We start from the raw sequence: 15,109 nt of genomic DNA, 5'->3' as shown, positions 1-15,109 counted from the left end.
CTGCCGACCGCATGAAGCACCCGCGACTCGACCCCGCCCGGTTCTTTGGCGAAGTCGGCGGCGAGCCGGTCGCCCTGTTCCGCCTGCGCCACGCCAGCGGCATGGAGGTGGCCGTCTGCAACCTCGGCGCCAAGGTGCTGCAGATCCTCGTGCCCGACCGCGACGGCGTGCGGGGCGACGTGGCCCTGGGCTACGACAGCCTGGCCGCGCTGCAGGCCGGCGCACCGTCGATGGGTGCCTTCATCGGTCGCGTCGCCGGCCGCATCGCGCAGGCGCGCTACACGCTCGACGGCACGGCCTACACCCTCGGCGCCAACGCCGGCCCACACAGCATCCACGGCGGGCCGAACGGCTCGCGCCACCGCGTGTTCTCGGCCCACCAGGACACGCCCGATGCGCTCACGCTGCGCCTGCGCTTCGAGCCCTCGGTGGACCGGCACCCCGGCATCCTCGACCTCACGCTGAGCTACCGCCTCACCGACGGCCCCACCCTGGTGGTGGAGCACGAGGCGGTGGCGGTCTGCCCCGCCAGCCCGGCCTCGCCCGCGAGCTTCGCGCCGCACATCTTCTTCAACCTCGACGGACCGGGCGAGCACCTCGTCGACGAGCACCGCCTGCAGGTGTTCGCCGACCGGCTGCTGGCCGCCGATGCGGACAACGTCGCCACGGGCGAACGCATGCTGCTGGACGGCCACGCGCTGGACCTGCGCCAGCCGCGGCGGCTGGGCGACCTGCCCGACATCGACCACGCCTACGAACTCGCCGGCCCACCGGACGGCGGTCTGCGGCACGTGGCCCAGACCCACAGCCCGGCCTCGGGCCGCACGCTCGATGTGTGGACCACCGAGCCGGTGATGCAGGTCTACACCGCAGGCGCTCTGGGCACGGGCGCCACGCCGGACATCGGCAAACACGGCGTGGTGCACCGGCCGCGCGCGGGCCTGTGCCTGGAACCGCAGCAGTACCCCAACGCGGTGAACTGCCCGGCGTTCCCGCTCCTGCGCGTGGCGGCGAACCAGCCCTACCGGGCGCGCACCGAATACCGCTTCGGCACCCGCGACTGAACGGCTCAGCCGCCGCGTGGCTGGAGCAACGGCACGCGGTTGATGGCCATGGCTGCGGCCGCGGTGCGCGTCTCCACCCCCAGCTTGGCGTGGATGCGCTCCAGGTGCTTCTTCACCGTCGCTGGGCTGGACCCGAGGATGTCGCCGATGTCGCGGTTGATCTTGCCCTTGACCACCCAGTACAGCACCTCGGCCTCGCGCGCGGTGAGGCCGAAGGCCTGGGCCAGCGCTTCGAGCACCGCCGCGTCCGAGGTCTCCTGCATCACGATCAGCCAGTCGCCGGGTTCGCCCTGGGCCTCGTCCTCGTCGCCGATCTGCTGGTGCAGGCGGAAGCTCAGGCGGCGCGGCCCCTGGTCGATGGTCAGGCGCGGCGGTTCGCGCAGCGGCTGGCCCGCCGCGGGCGGCGCCGCGAACTCCGGCAGCAGTCGCTCCAGCCACTGCAGCACCGGCGCAGGTGTCACCGGCGCCTCGGTGCCGAAGTAGCGCTGCAGCAGGTCGCGCGCCAGCGGGGTCTGCCACATCAGCCGGCCGTCGCGCGCGCGCACGGTGATGGTGGCGTAGCCGAAGGCGTCGAGCGCGTTGCGCGCCTGGCTGCGCTCCACCGCGCCCTGGCGGCTCTGGCGCGACTGGCGCAGGTGCACGCCCATGCGCGCCATCACCTCGCGCGGCTTGATGGGCTTGGTCACGTAGTCGACGCCACCCGCCTCCAGCGCGGCGACCAGGTGCTCGGTCTCGGTCAGGCCGGTCATGAACAGGATGGGAATGTGGGCGGTCTGCGGGTCGGCCTTGAGCTGGCGCGCGACCTCGAAGCCGTCCAGGCCAGGCATCACCGCGTCCAGCAGCACCACGTCGGGCAGGGCCTGGCGCGCACGGCGGATCGCGGCCTCGCCGTCCAGCGCCACCAGCACGGTGTAGCCGGCGTCGTCCAGCGCGTCGTGCAGCGGCGCCACGTTGTCGGGCACGTCGTCGACGATCAGCACCACCGCGCCGGGTTCGGCGGCCAGCGGGGCGTCGGGGGAGGGGTGGTCGGGCGAGCGGATCATGCGGTGCGGTCGGAGGAAGCCTGGCCCGCGCCCAGCGGCAGCAGGCGCTGTTCGATGGCCTCGAAGCGGAACTCGCGCGCCAGGGCGCGCAGCGCGTCGGCAAACGCCAGTTGGTCGGGGTGGTTGGCCACCCAGTCGTCGAGCCAGCGCATCACACCCTTGGCGTAGCCCAGGCGCACCAGCTCCAGCAGGGGCGAGAAGTCGTGTTCGGCGGGCGGCGGCACCACAGCGGCCGGCGTGGTCGCTGCGGTGGCGGCCTCGGCGGCCACCGGCGCGTGCACCCAGCGCAGACCGAGCTGCTGCTGCAGCCAGCCCGTGAGGTCGTCGCGCCGCACCGGCTTGACGAAGAAGGCCTGGTCGGCCGGGCGACCGTCGGCGGCGTCGGCCTGCAGGCCCTTGTCGAAGGCGTTGGCCGACACCACCGCCATCGGTACCGACGACCAGCCCGCGGCGCGCAGCCGGCGCAGCGTCTCCCAGCCGTCGATGCCGGGCATGGCCAGGTCCATGAAGACCGCGTGCGGCGCGCGCTCGCTGCCCGGCGCCACACCGTCGAGCAGGGCCAGCGCGTCGTGGCCGCTGGTGGCCATCAGCACCTCGAAGCCCAGCGGCTGCAGCCAGCGCGCGATCAGCTCGCGGTCGCTCTCTTCGTTGTCCACCACCAGCACGCGCCGGCGCGGGCCCTCGTAACCGGTCACCGGCGCCGCCACCGCGGCCGGGCGCGTGGCCGCGCCGTGCAGCGCCGGCAGAAACAGGCGCACGCTGAACACCGTGCCCTGGCCCGGCGCACTGCGCACCGTCATCTCGCCGCCCATCAGGTCGGTCAGCATCTTGGCAATCGTCAGGCCCAGACCGGTGCCGCCGCCCGCCGCCGCCGAGCCGCCCTCGGCCTGCTGCCCGCGCGCGAAGGGCTCGAACACGCGGTCCAGTTCGGCGGTGGTCATGCCCGGCCCGGTGTCGCTGACCTCGAACACCGCCATCTCGCGCGCATGGCCCACCGTCAGCCGCACCTCGCCGGCGCGCGTGAACTTCACCGCGTTGCCCAGCAGGTTGATGAGGATCTGGCGCAGCCGCTTCTCGTCGGCGCGCACCGCCTCGGGCAGGCGGGGCCCTGGCTCGAACACGAAGCGCAGGCCCTTGGCCGCCGCCTGCAGCTCGAACATGCTGGCCACCTCGCGCACGGTGTCGGCGAAGGCCATCGGCTTCACGTCGAGCTGGAGCTTGCCGGACTCGATGCGCGCGATGTCCAGCGTGCCCTCGATCAGCGAGAGCAGGTGTTCGCCACCGCGGTAGATCACGCGGATCGCCTGCGCGCGGTGCGGCGCCAGCTCGCGGTCTTCCTGCAGCAGCTGGGCGTAGCCGAGGATGCTGTTGAGCGGCGTGCGCAGCTCGTGGCTGATGGTGCTGATGTAGCGGCTCTTGGCCTGGTTGGCCTGATCGGCGATTTCGCGCGCGCGTTGCAGCTGCTCGTCGGTGCGGCGGTGCGATTCGATCTCCTGCATCAGCAGCCGCGTCTGGCGGTTGGACTCCTCCTGCGCCACCTCGCGGCTCTTGTGCGCCAGCACCAGCCACCAGGCCACCGTGGCCGCGATCAGCAGCAGCACCGCGTAGACGCGCAGAAAGCCCGAGCGCAGCGCCGCGTCGAGCAGGCCCACGTCGCCGACCGCGGCGACGCCCTGTCCCAGCCCCTCGACCTGCTGGCGGTAGAGCAGCCCGAGCACCGCCGCCAGCACCGGTGCGATCACCAGCATCAGCAACAGGTAATGGGCCAGCCCCGCCTCCAGGTAGGGCCAGACCCGCTGCGGCAGCACCGTGCGCAGCGCCGACTGCCACTGCACCGACAGCCGCGCGTGCGGTTTGCACAGGTCGCCGCAGCGCGCGTCCAGCGTGCAGCACAGCGAGCAGATCGGCCCCTGGTAGGCGGGGCAATGGGCCATGTCGGGGCCTTCGTAGTCGCGTTCGCAGATCACACACTTGTGTGTACCTCCCGCGCCGCCTGCGGCGTCACCCCCCTGGAAGGGGGGCCACACCAGCGGCCCGGCGGAGCCGGTTCCGCGGTGTGTGCTGGACTGAGCAGCCCTGGCGATGTAGTAACGGCCCTTGGTCGCCCACGCGATCAGCGGCGAAGTGATCAGCGCCGTCACCATCGCGATCACGGCCGAGAAGGCCTGGGCGCCTGCGCCCATCAGGCCCATGTGCGCCGTGATCGACAGCACCGAGGCCAGGCCCATCGCGCCCACGCCGACCGGGTTGATGTCGTACAGGTGCGCGCGTTTGAACTCGATGCCCCTGGGGCTCCAGCCCAGTGGCTTGTTGATCACCAGGTCGGCCACCACCGCCATGATCCAGGCGATGGCGATGTTGCTGTAGAGACCGAGCACCTCTCCCAGCGCACGGAACACCTCCATCTCCATCAGCATGAAGGCGATCAGGGTGTTGAACACCACCCAGACCACGCGACCCGGGTGGCTGTGCGTCAGGCGCGAGAAGAAGTTGCTCCAGGCCAGCGAGCCGGCGTAGGCGTTGGTGACGTTGATCTTGAGCTGCGAGACCACGACGAACAGCGCCGTCGCCGCCACCGCCCAGCCGTAGTTGGGGAACACGTATTCGTAGGCCGCCAGGTACATCTGGTTGGGGTCGACCGCGCGCTCGGTGGGCACCATGTGACTGATGGCCAGGTAGGCCAGCAGCGCGCCGCCCAGCATCTTGAGCACGCCCAGCACCACCCAGCCCGGGCCGCCGGCCAGCACGCCGGCCCACCATCGCCCTGCCCGGCCCGGCTGCGGCGCAGGCATGAAGCGCAGGTAGTCGGCCTGCTCGCCCATCTGCGTGATGAGCGCGATGCCAACGGTCAGCGCCGCACCAAACAGGTGCCAGTCAAACGCGGTGCCCGCACCACTTTCGCCACCGTAATGCACCACATTGGAAAACGCACCCGGATCGAGCGCCCAGACCGCCACAAAGGGCACGACCATCATCACCAGCCACAGCGGCTGGGTCCAGACCTGGAAGCGGCTGATGATGGACACGCCGTAGGTGACCAGCGGAATCACCACCAGGGCGCAGATCAGGTAGCCCCAGGCCGGAGGGATGTCCAGCGCCAGGTCCAGCGCGTAGGCCATGACGGCGGCTTCAAGCGCGAAGAAGATGAAGGTGAAACTGGCGTAGATCAGCGAGGTGATGGTGGAGCCGATGTAGCCGAAGCCCGCGCCGCGCGTGAGCAGGTCCATGTCGACGCCGTAGCGCGCGGCGTATACGCTGATCGGCAGGCCGGCCAGGAAGATGATGAGGCCGGTGGCGAGGATGGCCCAGAAGGCGTTGACGAAGCCGACCTGCACCAGCAGCGTGGCGCCCACCGCTTCGAGGATCAGGAACGAGGCCGCGCCGAACGCCGTGTTCGCCACCCGCCACTCGCTCCACTGGCGAAAACGCTGCGGTGTGAAACGCAGCGCATAGTCCTCCATGGTCTCGCGGCCGACCCAGCTGTTGTAGTCGCGGCGCACCTTGATGATGCGCTGGGGTGGAGCTGGATCAGGCCTTGGGTTCACGCGGTGGTTTGTGCAGCTTTCGTGCCGGCCCCGGGAGGGCACGGGATTTGCTGTCAGACCCCAAAGAACAAGGACCGCCCATGGAACTGACACCGAGAGAAAAAGACAAGCTGCTGATCTTCACCGCCGCCCTGCTGGCCGAACGGCGCAAGGCGCGGGGCCTCAGGCTCAACTACCCCGAAGCCGTGGCCCTGATCAGCGCCGCCGTGATGGAAGGCGCCCGCGACGGCAAGACCGTCGCCCAGCTCATGAGCGAAGGCCGCACGGTGCTCACCCGCGACGACGTGATGGAGGGCGTGCCCGAGATGATTCCCGACATCCAGGTCGAAGCCACCTTCCCGGACGGCACCAAGCTGGTCACCGTCCATACTCCGATCAGTTGACCCCCCGCGCCGCGCTGCGCGCGTCACCCCCCAGGGGCGGTGCTGGCGGCCCGGCAAAGCCGGTTCCGCGGCGCCCTTGAATCAGACATTTCGCTCCAACGCACTTGCAGAGGTTCCCATGAAACGAATCGTCAAGACCCTTTTCTCCGCCGCACTGGCCACCACCGCCCTCGCCGCCCAAGCCCACACCGGCCACGGCACCAGCAGCCTGATGGAAGGCCTGGTCCACCCCTTCGGCCTGGACCACCTGCTGGCCATGGTGGCCGTGGGCGTGTGGTCGGTCTCGGCCCTGCCGGCGGGCAAGGCCTGGCAAGGCCCCGCGACCTTCCTACTCGCGCTGGTGCTCAGCGCCTTGGCCGGCACCATGGGTCTGACCCTGCCCTATCTGGAACAGGGCGTCGCGATGTCGGTGGTGCTGTTCGGGCTGATGCTGGCCATCGCCACCCGGCCCCTGCCGCCGGCCCTGGGCCTGGGGCTGATCGCCATGGCGTCCGTGCTGCACGGCCTCGCCCACGGCTCGGAAACCCCCGTCACCGGCTTCGCCGGCTACGCCGCCGGCTTCCTGCTGACCACCGCCGCCCTGCACATCGGCGGCGTGGGTGTGGGCCTGGCCATCCGGCGCCTGTTCAGCGAGCGCCGGGGCGCGGCCCTGGGCGGCCTGGGCGCTGCGCTCGGCGGCGCCGGCCTGTACCTGTTTGCCCAACTGTGAGCGCCGCGCCATGACCCCCGGCGAATACCTGATCGACGAGGGCGAGCACGCCCTCAACCCCGGCCGCGCCACGCTGACCCTGGTGGTGCAGAACACCGCCAACCGCCCGGTGCAGGTCGGTTCGCACTACCACTTTGCCGAGACCAACGCGGCCCTGTCCTTCGACCGCGCCGCCGCGCAAGGCAAGCGCCTGAACATCGCCAGCGGCACCGCGGTGCGCTTCGAGCCCGGCCAGCAGCGCACGGTGGAGCTGGTGGATTTCTCCGGCGACCGAGTCGTGTACGGCTTCCGCGGTCTGACCCAGGGCCCCCTGGCCTGAGCCTCAGTGCGAAATGGTGGTGTTCGTCACCACCGGCTGGCCGGGCGCGGCCAGCACAAAGAAGCCCGGCAGCCCGGCGGTGCCGAAGCGTGTGGCCGGGTTGCGCACGAACACCGAGTTGGACAGCGTCATGAGGCCGCTGCGGTCGTTGCTCACATAGAACACCGCGCTGCCGCCCTCGACACCATAGTTGTCGCTGACCATGCTGCCGTAGACCGACAGCGTGAAGCTGTTGCCGTCGTTGTAGATGGCACCGCCGCTGCCGCCGCCGGGGGTGCCTGCCCGGGCCGGGTTGGCGCCGTTGCCCACCGCCGAGTTGTGCGTGAGCAGGCTGTTGTAGACGCTGTAGGACACGCCGATGCTGCTGAGCGCCCCGCCGTTGGAGCAGCTGTTGCCCAGACCCAGCCCACCGCCGAAGGTGCTGCCCACCACATACACCGGCCGGTTCTGGTAGATGCTGAGCACCCGCACGGCGCCGCCGCCCATGTCGGGGCCGGTGGTCTCGCAGCGGTTGCGGGTGAAGACACTGTTGACGATCTTGAACTGCCCGCCGCGCACGAAGATCGCGCCACCGCCGCCCCCATCGGTGAGCTGGCCGGTGGAGTTGCCCTGCGTGAAGCCGATGTTCTGCACCGTCAGGCGGGGCGTCTCCTGGTTGTTGCAGTGCGAGGTGGTCCAGACCTGGGCCGGGTCGCAGGTGTTCTGGTAGAGGATGCGCACGCGGTCACCGCCGCTGAGCGTCACCAGACCGCCGCCGTCGAGCGTGACGTCGGGCCGGTTGTTGAAGACCTTGGCCGTGCTCGGCAGGGTGATGGTGACCGGGTTCGGCCCGCAGTTGAACCGGATCTTGCCGCCCAGGGCCACCGCATCCACCACCGCCTGCCCGGTGCAGCTGGCGGGGGTGCCACTGCCGATCAACCGATCGGGCTGGCTGGTGTCCACCGCCGCGCCGTCCGGGGGCACGGGTACCGGGTTGCCGTGGTAGCCCACGCCCGCAGGGGGCTGGGGATCGGCCTCCCCCAGCACGTAGTAGGCAACGCCTTCGTACCGGTATTGCGGCAGGGTGGCGATCACCTGTCCGGCCTCTGACGAGCTGGTCGTGAAGAAGTGGAAACCGCGATTGGCAACGTAGAAGCGGTAGAGCGGCCGGAAGCCTGTGCCCGCCGCCGTGCGGGCGTGGTAGGCCACGCCCTCGTAGGTGAACTGGGGCAGGGTGGCGATGATGTGGTCGCGCTCCGACTGGCTGATGGTGTAGAAGTGCACACCGGTCTGGCCATTGAAGAACCGGTACACCGGGCTCAGGGCGGCGTCTGAGGTGCCGCTGGCCTGAAAGGCCAGGCCTTCGTAGGCCAGCACGGGCACGGTGGCGATCACCCGGTCCCGCTCGGTGGCACTGGCCGTGTAGAAGTGGGCACCGCTGTTGCGGTTGTAGAAGCGGTACACGTTCACCGGCGTCACCGCCTTGGCGACGATGTTCGTCGCCGGGCTTCCACTTTCTCCTGCAGCCACGTCCGTTTGCTGCACCTCGGCCGCGTTCAACTCCGCGGACTTCAACCAGGGATCGGTCCCCGGGTCGTCCACCGCATCGGCGCGACTGGACGATGCAGACGACACCACACCGCCCCCGTCTGCGTCCTGGCCACCTCCGCAGCCGCCCAGGCCCACCGCCAGAAGCACCGCCACGCACCATCCACAGGTCTTCGGCCACCTGGCCGCCATCCGCTCACCGTTTCTCAACGCCATCTTGTATCCACTTGGTCAACCGACACCACCGAGTGCAACCAGAGCACCCACCGCACTGGCACGGTTCATGCTGAAGATGGCCCACTCCAAACCGCAAACATTGAAACATCAACCGCCGGCACGGTTTGCTTGAAAAAGATACGGTTGTGAACTTCGGTTACCGCCACCGGTATTCCCGTTCAAGCCCGCGCCCGGACAGCCTTCAGGTAACCGCATGGCCAGCATTCCCAAACGCGCCTATGCCGACATGTTCGGCCCCACCGTCGGCGACCGCGTGCGCCTGGCCGACACCGGCCTGCTCATCGAGGTCGAGAAGGACTTCACCCTGGCCGCGGGTGGCTACGGGGAAGAAGTGAAATTCGGCGGCGGCAAGACCATCCGCGACGGCATGGCGCAGTCGCAAAGAACGCGTGCCGAAGGCGCGGTGGACACCGTCCTGACCAACGCCCTCATCGTCGACCACTGGGGCATCGTCAAGGCCGACATCGGCCTCAAGGACGGCCGCATCGTGGCCATCGGCAAGGCCGGCAACCCCGACGCGCAACCCGGCGTGGACATCGTCATCGGTGCCGGCACCGAGATCATTTCCTGCGAAGGCAACATCGTCACCGCTGGCGGCATCGACAGCCACATCCACTTCATCTGCCCGCAGCAGGTGGACGAGGCCCTGGCCTCGGGCATCACCACCATGCTCGGCGGCGGCACCGGCCCGGCCACCGGCACCTTTGCCACCACCTGCACGCCCGGCCCCTGGCACATCGAACGCATGCTGCAGGCCGCCGACGGTCTGCCCATGAACATCGGCTTCCTGGGCAAGGGCAACGCCAGCCAGCCCGCGCCGCTGCGCGAGCAGATCGAGGCCGGCGTGATCGGTCTCAAGCTGCACGAGGACTGGGGCACCACGCCGAGTGCCATCAGCAACTGCCTGGACGTGGCCGAGGAAACCGACACCCAGGTCGCCATCCACTCCGACACGCTCAACGAGTCCGGCTTCGTGGAAGACACCATCGCCGCGACCAAGGGCCGCACGCTGTGTGCCTTCCACACCGAAGGCGCCGGCGGCGGCCACGCACCCGACATCATCCGCGTGGTGGGCGAGGCCAACTTCCTGCCCTCCTCCACCAACCCGACCATGCCCTACACCGTCAACACGCTCGACGAACACGTCGACATGCTGATGGTCTGCCACCACCTGGACGCGTCGATTCCGGAAGACCTGGCCTTCGCCGAAAGCCGCATCCGCCGCGAGACGATTGCGGCCGAGGACATCCTGCACGACATAGGCGCGATCAGCATCATGAGCAGCGACAGCCAGGCCATGGGTCGCGTGGGCGAGGTGGTGATCCGCACCTGGCAGACGGCGGACAAGATGAAAGCGCAGCGCGGCTCGCTGCCCGAGGACAGCTCGCGCAACGACAACTTCCGCGTCAAACGCTACATCGCCAAGTACACGATCAACCCGGCCATCGCACACGGCATGTCGCACATCGTGGGTTCGCTCGAAGTCGGCAAATGGGCCGACCTGGTGATCTGGAAACCGGCCTTCTTCGGCGTCAAGCCGGCCCTGGTCCTCAAGGGTGGCAGCATTGCGCTGGCCGCCATGGGCGACCCCAACGCCTCCATCCCGACGCCGCAACCGGTGCACTACCGGCCGCAGTTCGGCGCTTTCGGCAGTGCGCTGGCCAGAGGCAGCTTCAGCTTCGTGTCTCAAGCGGCGCAGGCCGCAGGCGTGGCGCAGCGATACGGCCTGGCCAAGACCACGGTGGCGGTGCAGCACTGCCGCGGCGTCACCAAGGCCAGCATGGTGCACAACAGCTACCTGCCGAAGATGGAGATCGACCCGCAGCGCTACACCGTGCGCGCCGACGGCGTGCTGCTGACCTGCGAGCCCGCCAGCAAACTTCCCATGGCCCAGCGATACTTCCTGTTTTGATAGCAAAACAGGGAAGTTCCATGCTCCAAGTCTCCAAACTCGTCCCACAGGGCAAGGGCCTGGCGCCGGTGCTGGTGCGCCGCGCCGCCACCGTCACGCTCGACTGGGATGTGCGCCAGAAAAGCCGCTTCGACGCCGAGTCCTCGGACGGCCGCCGCGTCGGCGTGTTCCTGCCGCGCGGCACCGTGGTGCGCGGCGGTGACGTGCTGATCACGCAGGACGGTTCGCTGCTGCGCGTGATCGCCGCGCCGCAGCCGGTGCTCAGGATCACCGCCTGCACCGACCACCACCACGGTCACGACCACGACCCCGCCTTCGACCTCATGCGCGCGGCCTACCACCTGGGCAACCGCCACGTGCCGATCGAGCTGCAGCCCGACCACCTGAAGATCGAGCCCGACCACGTGCTGGCCGACATGCTGCGCGCCATGCACCTGAACGTGGCCGAGGTGCGCGAGCCCTTCGAACCCGAGGGCGGCGCGTACGCCGCGACCCCTGGACACGGCCACAGCCATGACCACGATCACCATGGGCACGACCATGGTCACGGTCACCACCCCGCGCATGCCCACGACCACGGCTGACGCCCCGGCCAGCGTGGCGGCGGGCCTGCTGTACACGCTCTGGCTCGCCTCGCCGGCCCTGCCGGTGGGAGGCTTCTCGTATTCCGAAGGGCTGGAGGCGGCGGTGGACGCCGGGCTCGTGCACGACGAGGCCAGCGCCGCCGCCTGGCTCACCGACCAGCTGCAGCTCTCGCTCGCGCGCAGCGACCTGGCGGTGGTCGCGCAGGCCATCCCCGCCTGGCGGGCCCATGACCTGGCCCGCATCCGTGCGCTCAATGAGTGGGTGCTCAGCACCCGGGAAACCCAGGAATTCCGCCTGCAGACCGAACAGATGGGGCGCTCGCTGCAGGCCTGGGCGCAGTCGTTGGGTGAACTGGGCGGCGGTGTGCTGCAGCGCCTGCAGGCCGCCGACCTGCAGCCGCCCGCCTACCCGGTCGCCATGGCCTGCGCCGCCGCGACCTCGGGCGCCGCCCTGGCCGACAGCCTGGCCGGCTTCGCCTTCGGCTGGGCCGAGAACATGGTGCAAGCCGCCATCAAGTCGGTGCCGCTGGGCCAGAGTGCGGGCCAGCGCATGCTGGCGCGACTGGTAGCGGACATACCCGCTGCGGTGGCCCACGCGATGGCGATGGGCGACGACGACCGGCAGGCCTTCACGCCCCTGCTCGCCATCCTCAGCGCCCGCCACGAAACCCAGTACTCACGGCTTTTCCGTTCCTGAAGACGCACACGATGACCGCCCTGCACCACATCCCCCACCGCACCAAGACCCTGCCCCCGCTGCGCGTGGGCATCGGCGGCCCCGTCGGCTCCGGAAAGACCACGCTGCTCGAAATGCTGTGCAAGACCATGCGCGAGCGCTACGACCTGGTCGCCATCACCAACGACATCTACACCAAGGAAGACCAGCGCCTGCTGACCGTCAGCGGCGCGCTGCCGGCCGAACGCATCATGGGCGTGGAGACCGGCGGCTGCCCGCACACCGCCATCCGCGAGGACTGTTCGATCAACCTCGAAGCCATCGACCGCATGCTGGGCGAGTTCCCGGACGCCGACATCGTGTTCGTCGAGTCCGGCGGCGACAACCTGGCCGCCACCTTCAGCCCCGAACTGAGCGACCTGACCATCTACGTGATCGACGTGGCGGCGGGCGAGAAGATCCCGCGCAAGGGCGGCCCCGGCATCACCAAGAGCGACCTGTTCGTCATCAACAAGACCGACCTGGCCCCGCACGTCGGTGCCGACCTGGAGGTGATGAAGCAGGACACCGCGCGCATGCGGCCGGACACGGCGCGCAAGCCCTGGGTGATGACCAACCTCAAGACCCTGGACGGCGTGCAGGATGTGGTGCGCTTCATCGAACAGCGCGGCATGCTGGCCCCGGCCGGCACCACGGACTGAGCACGCCGGCGGCTACAATGCCGCCCACTCCGGAGACGTGGGAGAGTGGTTTAATCCAGCGGTCTTGAAAACCGCCGACCCGCAAGGGTCCGTGAGTTCGAATCTCACCGTCTCCGCCAGGACATCAAGCAAAACGGGCCCTCGCGGCCCGTTTCTGTTTTCTACCCTCCGTGCGCTTCAGCGCTGGCGTCAGCGCAGCGGCCCGCCGCCCTGGACTCAGGTTTTCCTTAAGAAAATCAAGGATCTCTTAAGTTCGCGTGCGTATAGTGCCGCCTCTGCGGAGCATGCCGTCGCCGCCACCGGCGCGGCGGGCATCGGCCCCGACACCAGACGAATCGGGGGAGATCCATGGCCACCACCGCACCAGCGACCACACACCGTTTGCCCGCCGTGCGGGACCTGCTGCGTTCGAACGGCCTGTGGCTCTGGCTGATCGTTGCCGCGGGCAGCACCCTGCGCCTGCAGCAGTTCATCTTCAACCGCTCCTTCTGGCACGACGAAACCCTGCTGGCGACGGCGTTCGTTGACCGGGGTTTTGCGCAACTGGTCTTTGAACCGCTGGCCAACAACCAGGCGGCCCCGGTGGGGTATCTGGTGCTGGTGAAACTGGTCACCGTCCTGCTGGGCACCCACGAATGGACGCTGCGCCTGGTGTCGCTGCTCAGTGGCCTGGCCACCCTGCCGCTGGCGCTGGCCGTGGCCCGGCTGAGCTTCTCTTCCTTTGTGGCCCGCGCCACGCTGGTGGGGCTGGTGGCGGTCTCGCCGGTGCTGGTGTACTACAGCACCGAGTTCAAGCAGTACCAGGGCGACGTGCTCGGCACCCTGCTCATCCTGTGGCTGACGCTGCGGTTCAGGCCCGACCACTGCCGCGAGGATGCGTTCTGGCTCGCGCTGGCGGGCGCGATCGGCATCTGGTGCTCCCACGCCATCGACTTCGTGCTCGCCGGCAGCGGGCTCGCGCTCTGGCTGGAGATGGCGCGGCGCCGGGATCGCAGGGCTTGGCTCGCGGTGAACGCCGTCGGCCTGGTCTGGCTGGTCAGCTTCGTGGCCGACTACCTGGTGGCCCTGCGGTCGGTGCCGCACAACGCCTACCTCGCCGGCTTCTGGGCCACCAGCTTCGCCCCCATTCCCCCCACCACACTGGCCGACCTCCACTGGTTCCGGGAAGCAGCCCTGGGCCTGGTGTACCTGGGCTTCCTGCAGATGGGCACGGCGTTCCGCGAGGTGCTGCCCGGCTGGTTCAGCGGCCCGGTGCACGCGCTGCTGGCCCTCACCGTGCTCGGCAGCGTGGCACTGGCGTTCCAGCGGGTACGGGCCGCCGCCATGGGGGCCATCACGCTGATGACGGTGCTGGGAGCCTCCGCGCTCCACCAGTACCCGTTCCGCGCCCGCCTGATTCTTTTTCTGGTGCCGTTCGTGTTCCTTGCTCTGGCGGCCCTGGTGCAGCAGCTGCACGAGCTGCCCCTTCGGCGGGCAGCCCCCTGGCTGGCGGCGGGTCTGGCCGCCGGCGTCCTGTGGATGCCCCTGCGTCTGAGCCTGCACGTCGTCCGGCACCCCCACAACTACCAGGACATCCGGGGCGCCTTGCAGTACATCGCCGACCACCGCCAGCCCGGTGACCACGCCATGCTCGGCAGCTGGACCTATCCCGCCTACAGCTTCTACGCCCCCCGGACGGGGCTGGCCGACCTGCCCCGGTTCGTCTACCAGCCCACCATCAACGAGGTCCACAACATCCGTTCCACGGTGCGGCGCATCTGCCAGGACCCCGCCTCGGGCCGGACCTGGGTGCTGGCCACCAACCAGATCGTTGCCAACAACCGCGCCTTTCTGGAAGCGCTCAGCAGCCTGTCCCCTCCCCTGCAAACCGTTCCGCTGGAGGGTGGCGCCCTGTTCCTGCACGACTTCCGGCCCACCGGGTACTGCCAGCGCTACCGCTCAACTTTTCCACCGGCGGGCCGATAGCAAGTCTGACGAGGCCTTCGGGGGCTGCCTTTCCCGAAGCTTCGGACCTGCCATGAACGCCCCCCTGCCGCCGCCGCCAACAACCCGCTGCTGATCCTGCTGGACTTCGTGGCGAGTCCGCTGCTGCTGTTCGGCGCCGACGGTCACGTGGTGTTCACCAACCAGGCCGCCAAGGCCATGCGCTGCAGGCCGGCGCTGCTGCTGGGCAGCGACCCGCACGTCAAGGCGCTGGTGCGCGACGTGGCGGCCGGCCGCACGCTGCCCAGCCTGGAACTGCGCGTGGAGGCCCTGTCGGACGACGGCATCGCGCGGCTGGTCTGCCGCAGCGCCCCCCGCCCCGTGGCCGGACTGGTGCCGGTGTCGGTGGCGGTGGCCGAGGTGGATGCGCTCGACCCCTCTCCCGGCGCAGCGGCGGAGACCGACCCTCGCCTGTCGATGCAGTAG

12 protein-coding genes, 1 tRNA gene and 1 pseudogene are annotated in these 15,109 nt (G+C 69.6%); 11 read left to right on the top strand and 3 right to left on the bottom strand.

Going from position 1 to position 15,109, the window contains the following annotated elements:
- The first annotated feature begins 11 nt into the window (after positions 1-11).
- Entirely contained in the window at positions 12-1,064 is a 1,053-nt protein-coding gene (locus HPF_RS05125; RefSeq protein ID WP_133155931.1) for an aldose epimerase family protein, read from the top strand.
- Positions 1,065-1,069: 5 nt separating this feature from the next.
- Here HPF_RS05125 and HPF_RS05120 read toward each other — a convergent pair whose 3' ends face one another.
- Positions 1,070-2,107, bottom strand: a complete 1,038-nt coding sequence (locus HPF_RS05120; RefSeq protein ID WP_133155930.1) for a response regulator transcription factor — start codon at positions 2,105-2,107, stop codon at positions 1,070-1,072.
- Positions 2,104-5,568, bottom strand: coding sequence for a hybrid sensor histidine kinase/response regulator (locus HPF_RS05115; RefSeq protein ID WP_133158028.1), 3,465 nt, complete (start codon positions 5,566-5,568; stop codon positions 2,104-2,106). The genes HPF_RS05120 and HPF_RS05115 overlap by 4 nt, the downstream gene beginning before the upstream one ends.
- A gap of 164 nt (positions 5,569-5,732) precedes the next feature.
- Between HPF_RS05115 and HPF_RS05110 the strand changes: the two genes are divergently transcribed.
- The 3 genes from HPF_RS05110 (at position 5,733) to HPF_RS05100 (ending at position 7,063) form a co-directional block, all read left to right on the top strand.
- Positions 5,733-6,035 (top strand): urease subunit gamma, encoded by a 303-nt coding sequence (locus HPF_RS05110; protein WP_133155929.1) that lies wholly within the window; start codon positions 5,733-5,735, stop codon positions 6,033-6,035.
- 118 nt (positions 6,036-6,153) lie between these two features.
- On the top strand, positions 6,154-6,744 hold the full coding sequence (locus HPF_RS05105; protein WP_133155928.1) for a HupE/UreJ family protein: 591 nt from the start codon (positions 6,154-6,156) through the stop codon (positions 6,742-6,744).
- 10 nt (positions 6,745-6,754) lie between these two features.
- The gene (locus HPF_RS05100; protein WP_133155927.1) at positions 6,755-7,063 is read left to right on the top strand and encodes an urease subunit beta; all 309 of its coding nucleotides are present in this window, start codon (positions 6,755-6,757) and stop codon (positions 7,061-7,063) included.
- Between the two features lie 3 nt (positions 7,064-7,066).
- On the opposite strand, the gene HPF_RS05095 is transcribed toward HPF_RS05100, so the two are convergent.
- The gene (locus HPF_RS05095) at positions 7,067-8,746 is read right to left on the bottom strand and encodes a hypothetical protein (RefSeq protein WP_133155926.1); all 1,680 of its coding nucleotides are present in this window, start codon (positions 8,744-8,746) and stop codon (positions 7,067-7,069) included.
- Between the two features lie 274 nt (positions 8,747-9,020).
- On the opposite strand from HPF_RS05095, the gene ureC reads away from it, so the two are divergent.
- The 7 genes and pseudogenes from ureC (at position 9,021) to HPF_RS05060 (ending at position 15,109) form a co-directional block, all read left to right on the top strand.
- Positions 9,021-10,739 (top strand): urease subunit alpha, encoded by a 1,719-nt coding sequence (gene ureC / locus HPF_RS05090; RefSeq protein ID WP_133155925.1) that lies wholly within the window; start codon positions 9,021-9,023, stop codon positions 10,737-10,739.
- A gap of 20 nt (positions 10,740-10,759) precedes the next feature.
- Positions 10,760-11,320 (top strand): annotated as a pseudogene (gene ureE / locus HPF_RS05085) (urease accessory protein UreE); the annotation flags it as partial.
- Complete coding sequence (locus tag HPF_RS05080) at positions 11,304-12,020, top strand: urease accessory protein UreF (protein WP_243721749.1); 717 nt, start codon at positions 11,304-11,306, stop codon at positions 12,018-12,020. The pseudogene ureE and the gene HPF_RS05080, both read left to right, overlap by 17 nt.
- Before the next feature lie 11 nt (positions 12,021-12,031).
- On the top strand, positions 12,032-12,700 hold the full coding sequence (gene ureG / locus HPF_RS05075) for an urease accessory protein UreG (protein WP_066158501.1): 669 nt from the start codon (positions 12,032-12,034) through the stop codon (positions 12,698-12,700).
- Between the two features lie 31 nt (positions 12,701-12,731).
- A tRNA-Ser gene (locus tag HPF_RS05070) sits at positions 12,732-12,819 on the top strand.
- A 229-nt stretch (positions 12,820-13,048) separates the two neighbouring features.
- On the top strand, positions 13,049-14,665 hold the full coding sequence (locus tag HPF_RS05065) for a glycosyltransferase family 39 protein (protein ID WP_133155922.1): 1,617 nt from the start codon (positions 13,049-13,051) through the stop codon (positions 14,663-14,665).
- 108 nt (positions 14,666-14,773) lie between these two features.
- Positions 14,774-15,109, top strand: a complete 336-nt coding sequence (locus HPF_RS05060; RefSeq protein ID WP_133155921.1) for a hypothetical protein — start codon at positions 14,774-14,776, stop codon at positions 15,107-15,109.

It is taken from the genome of Hydrogenophaga pseudoflava (genome assembly GCF_004353865.1).
In the GTDB taxonomy this organism is placed as follows: Bacteria; Pseudomonadota; Gammaproteobacteria; order Burkholderiales; family Burkholderiaceae_C; genus Hydrogenophaga; species Hydrogenophaga pseudoflava.
The sequence above is the reverse complement of the archived record's forward strand: the minus strand, read 5'-3'. Positions and strand labels throughout refer to the sequence as shown.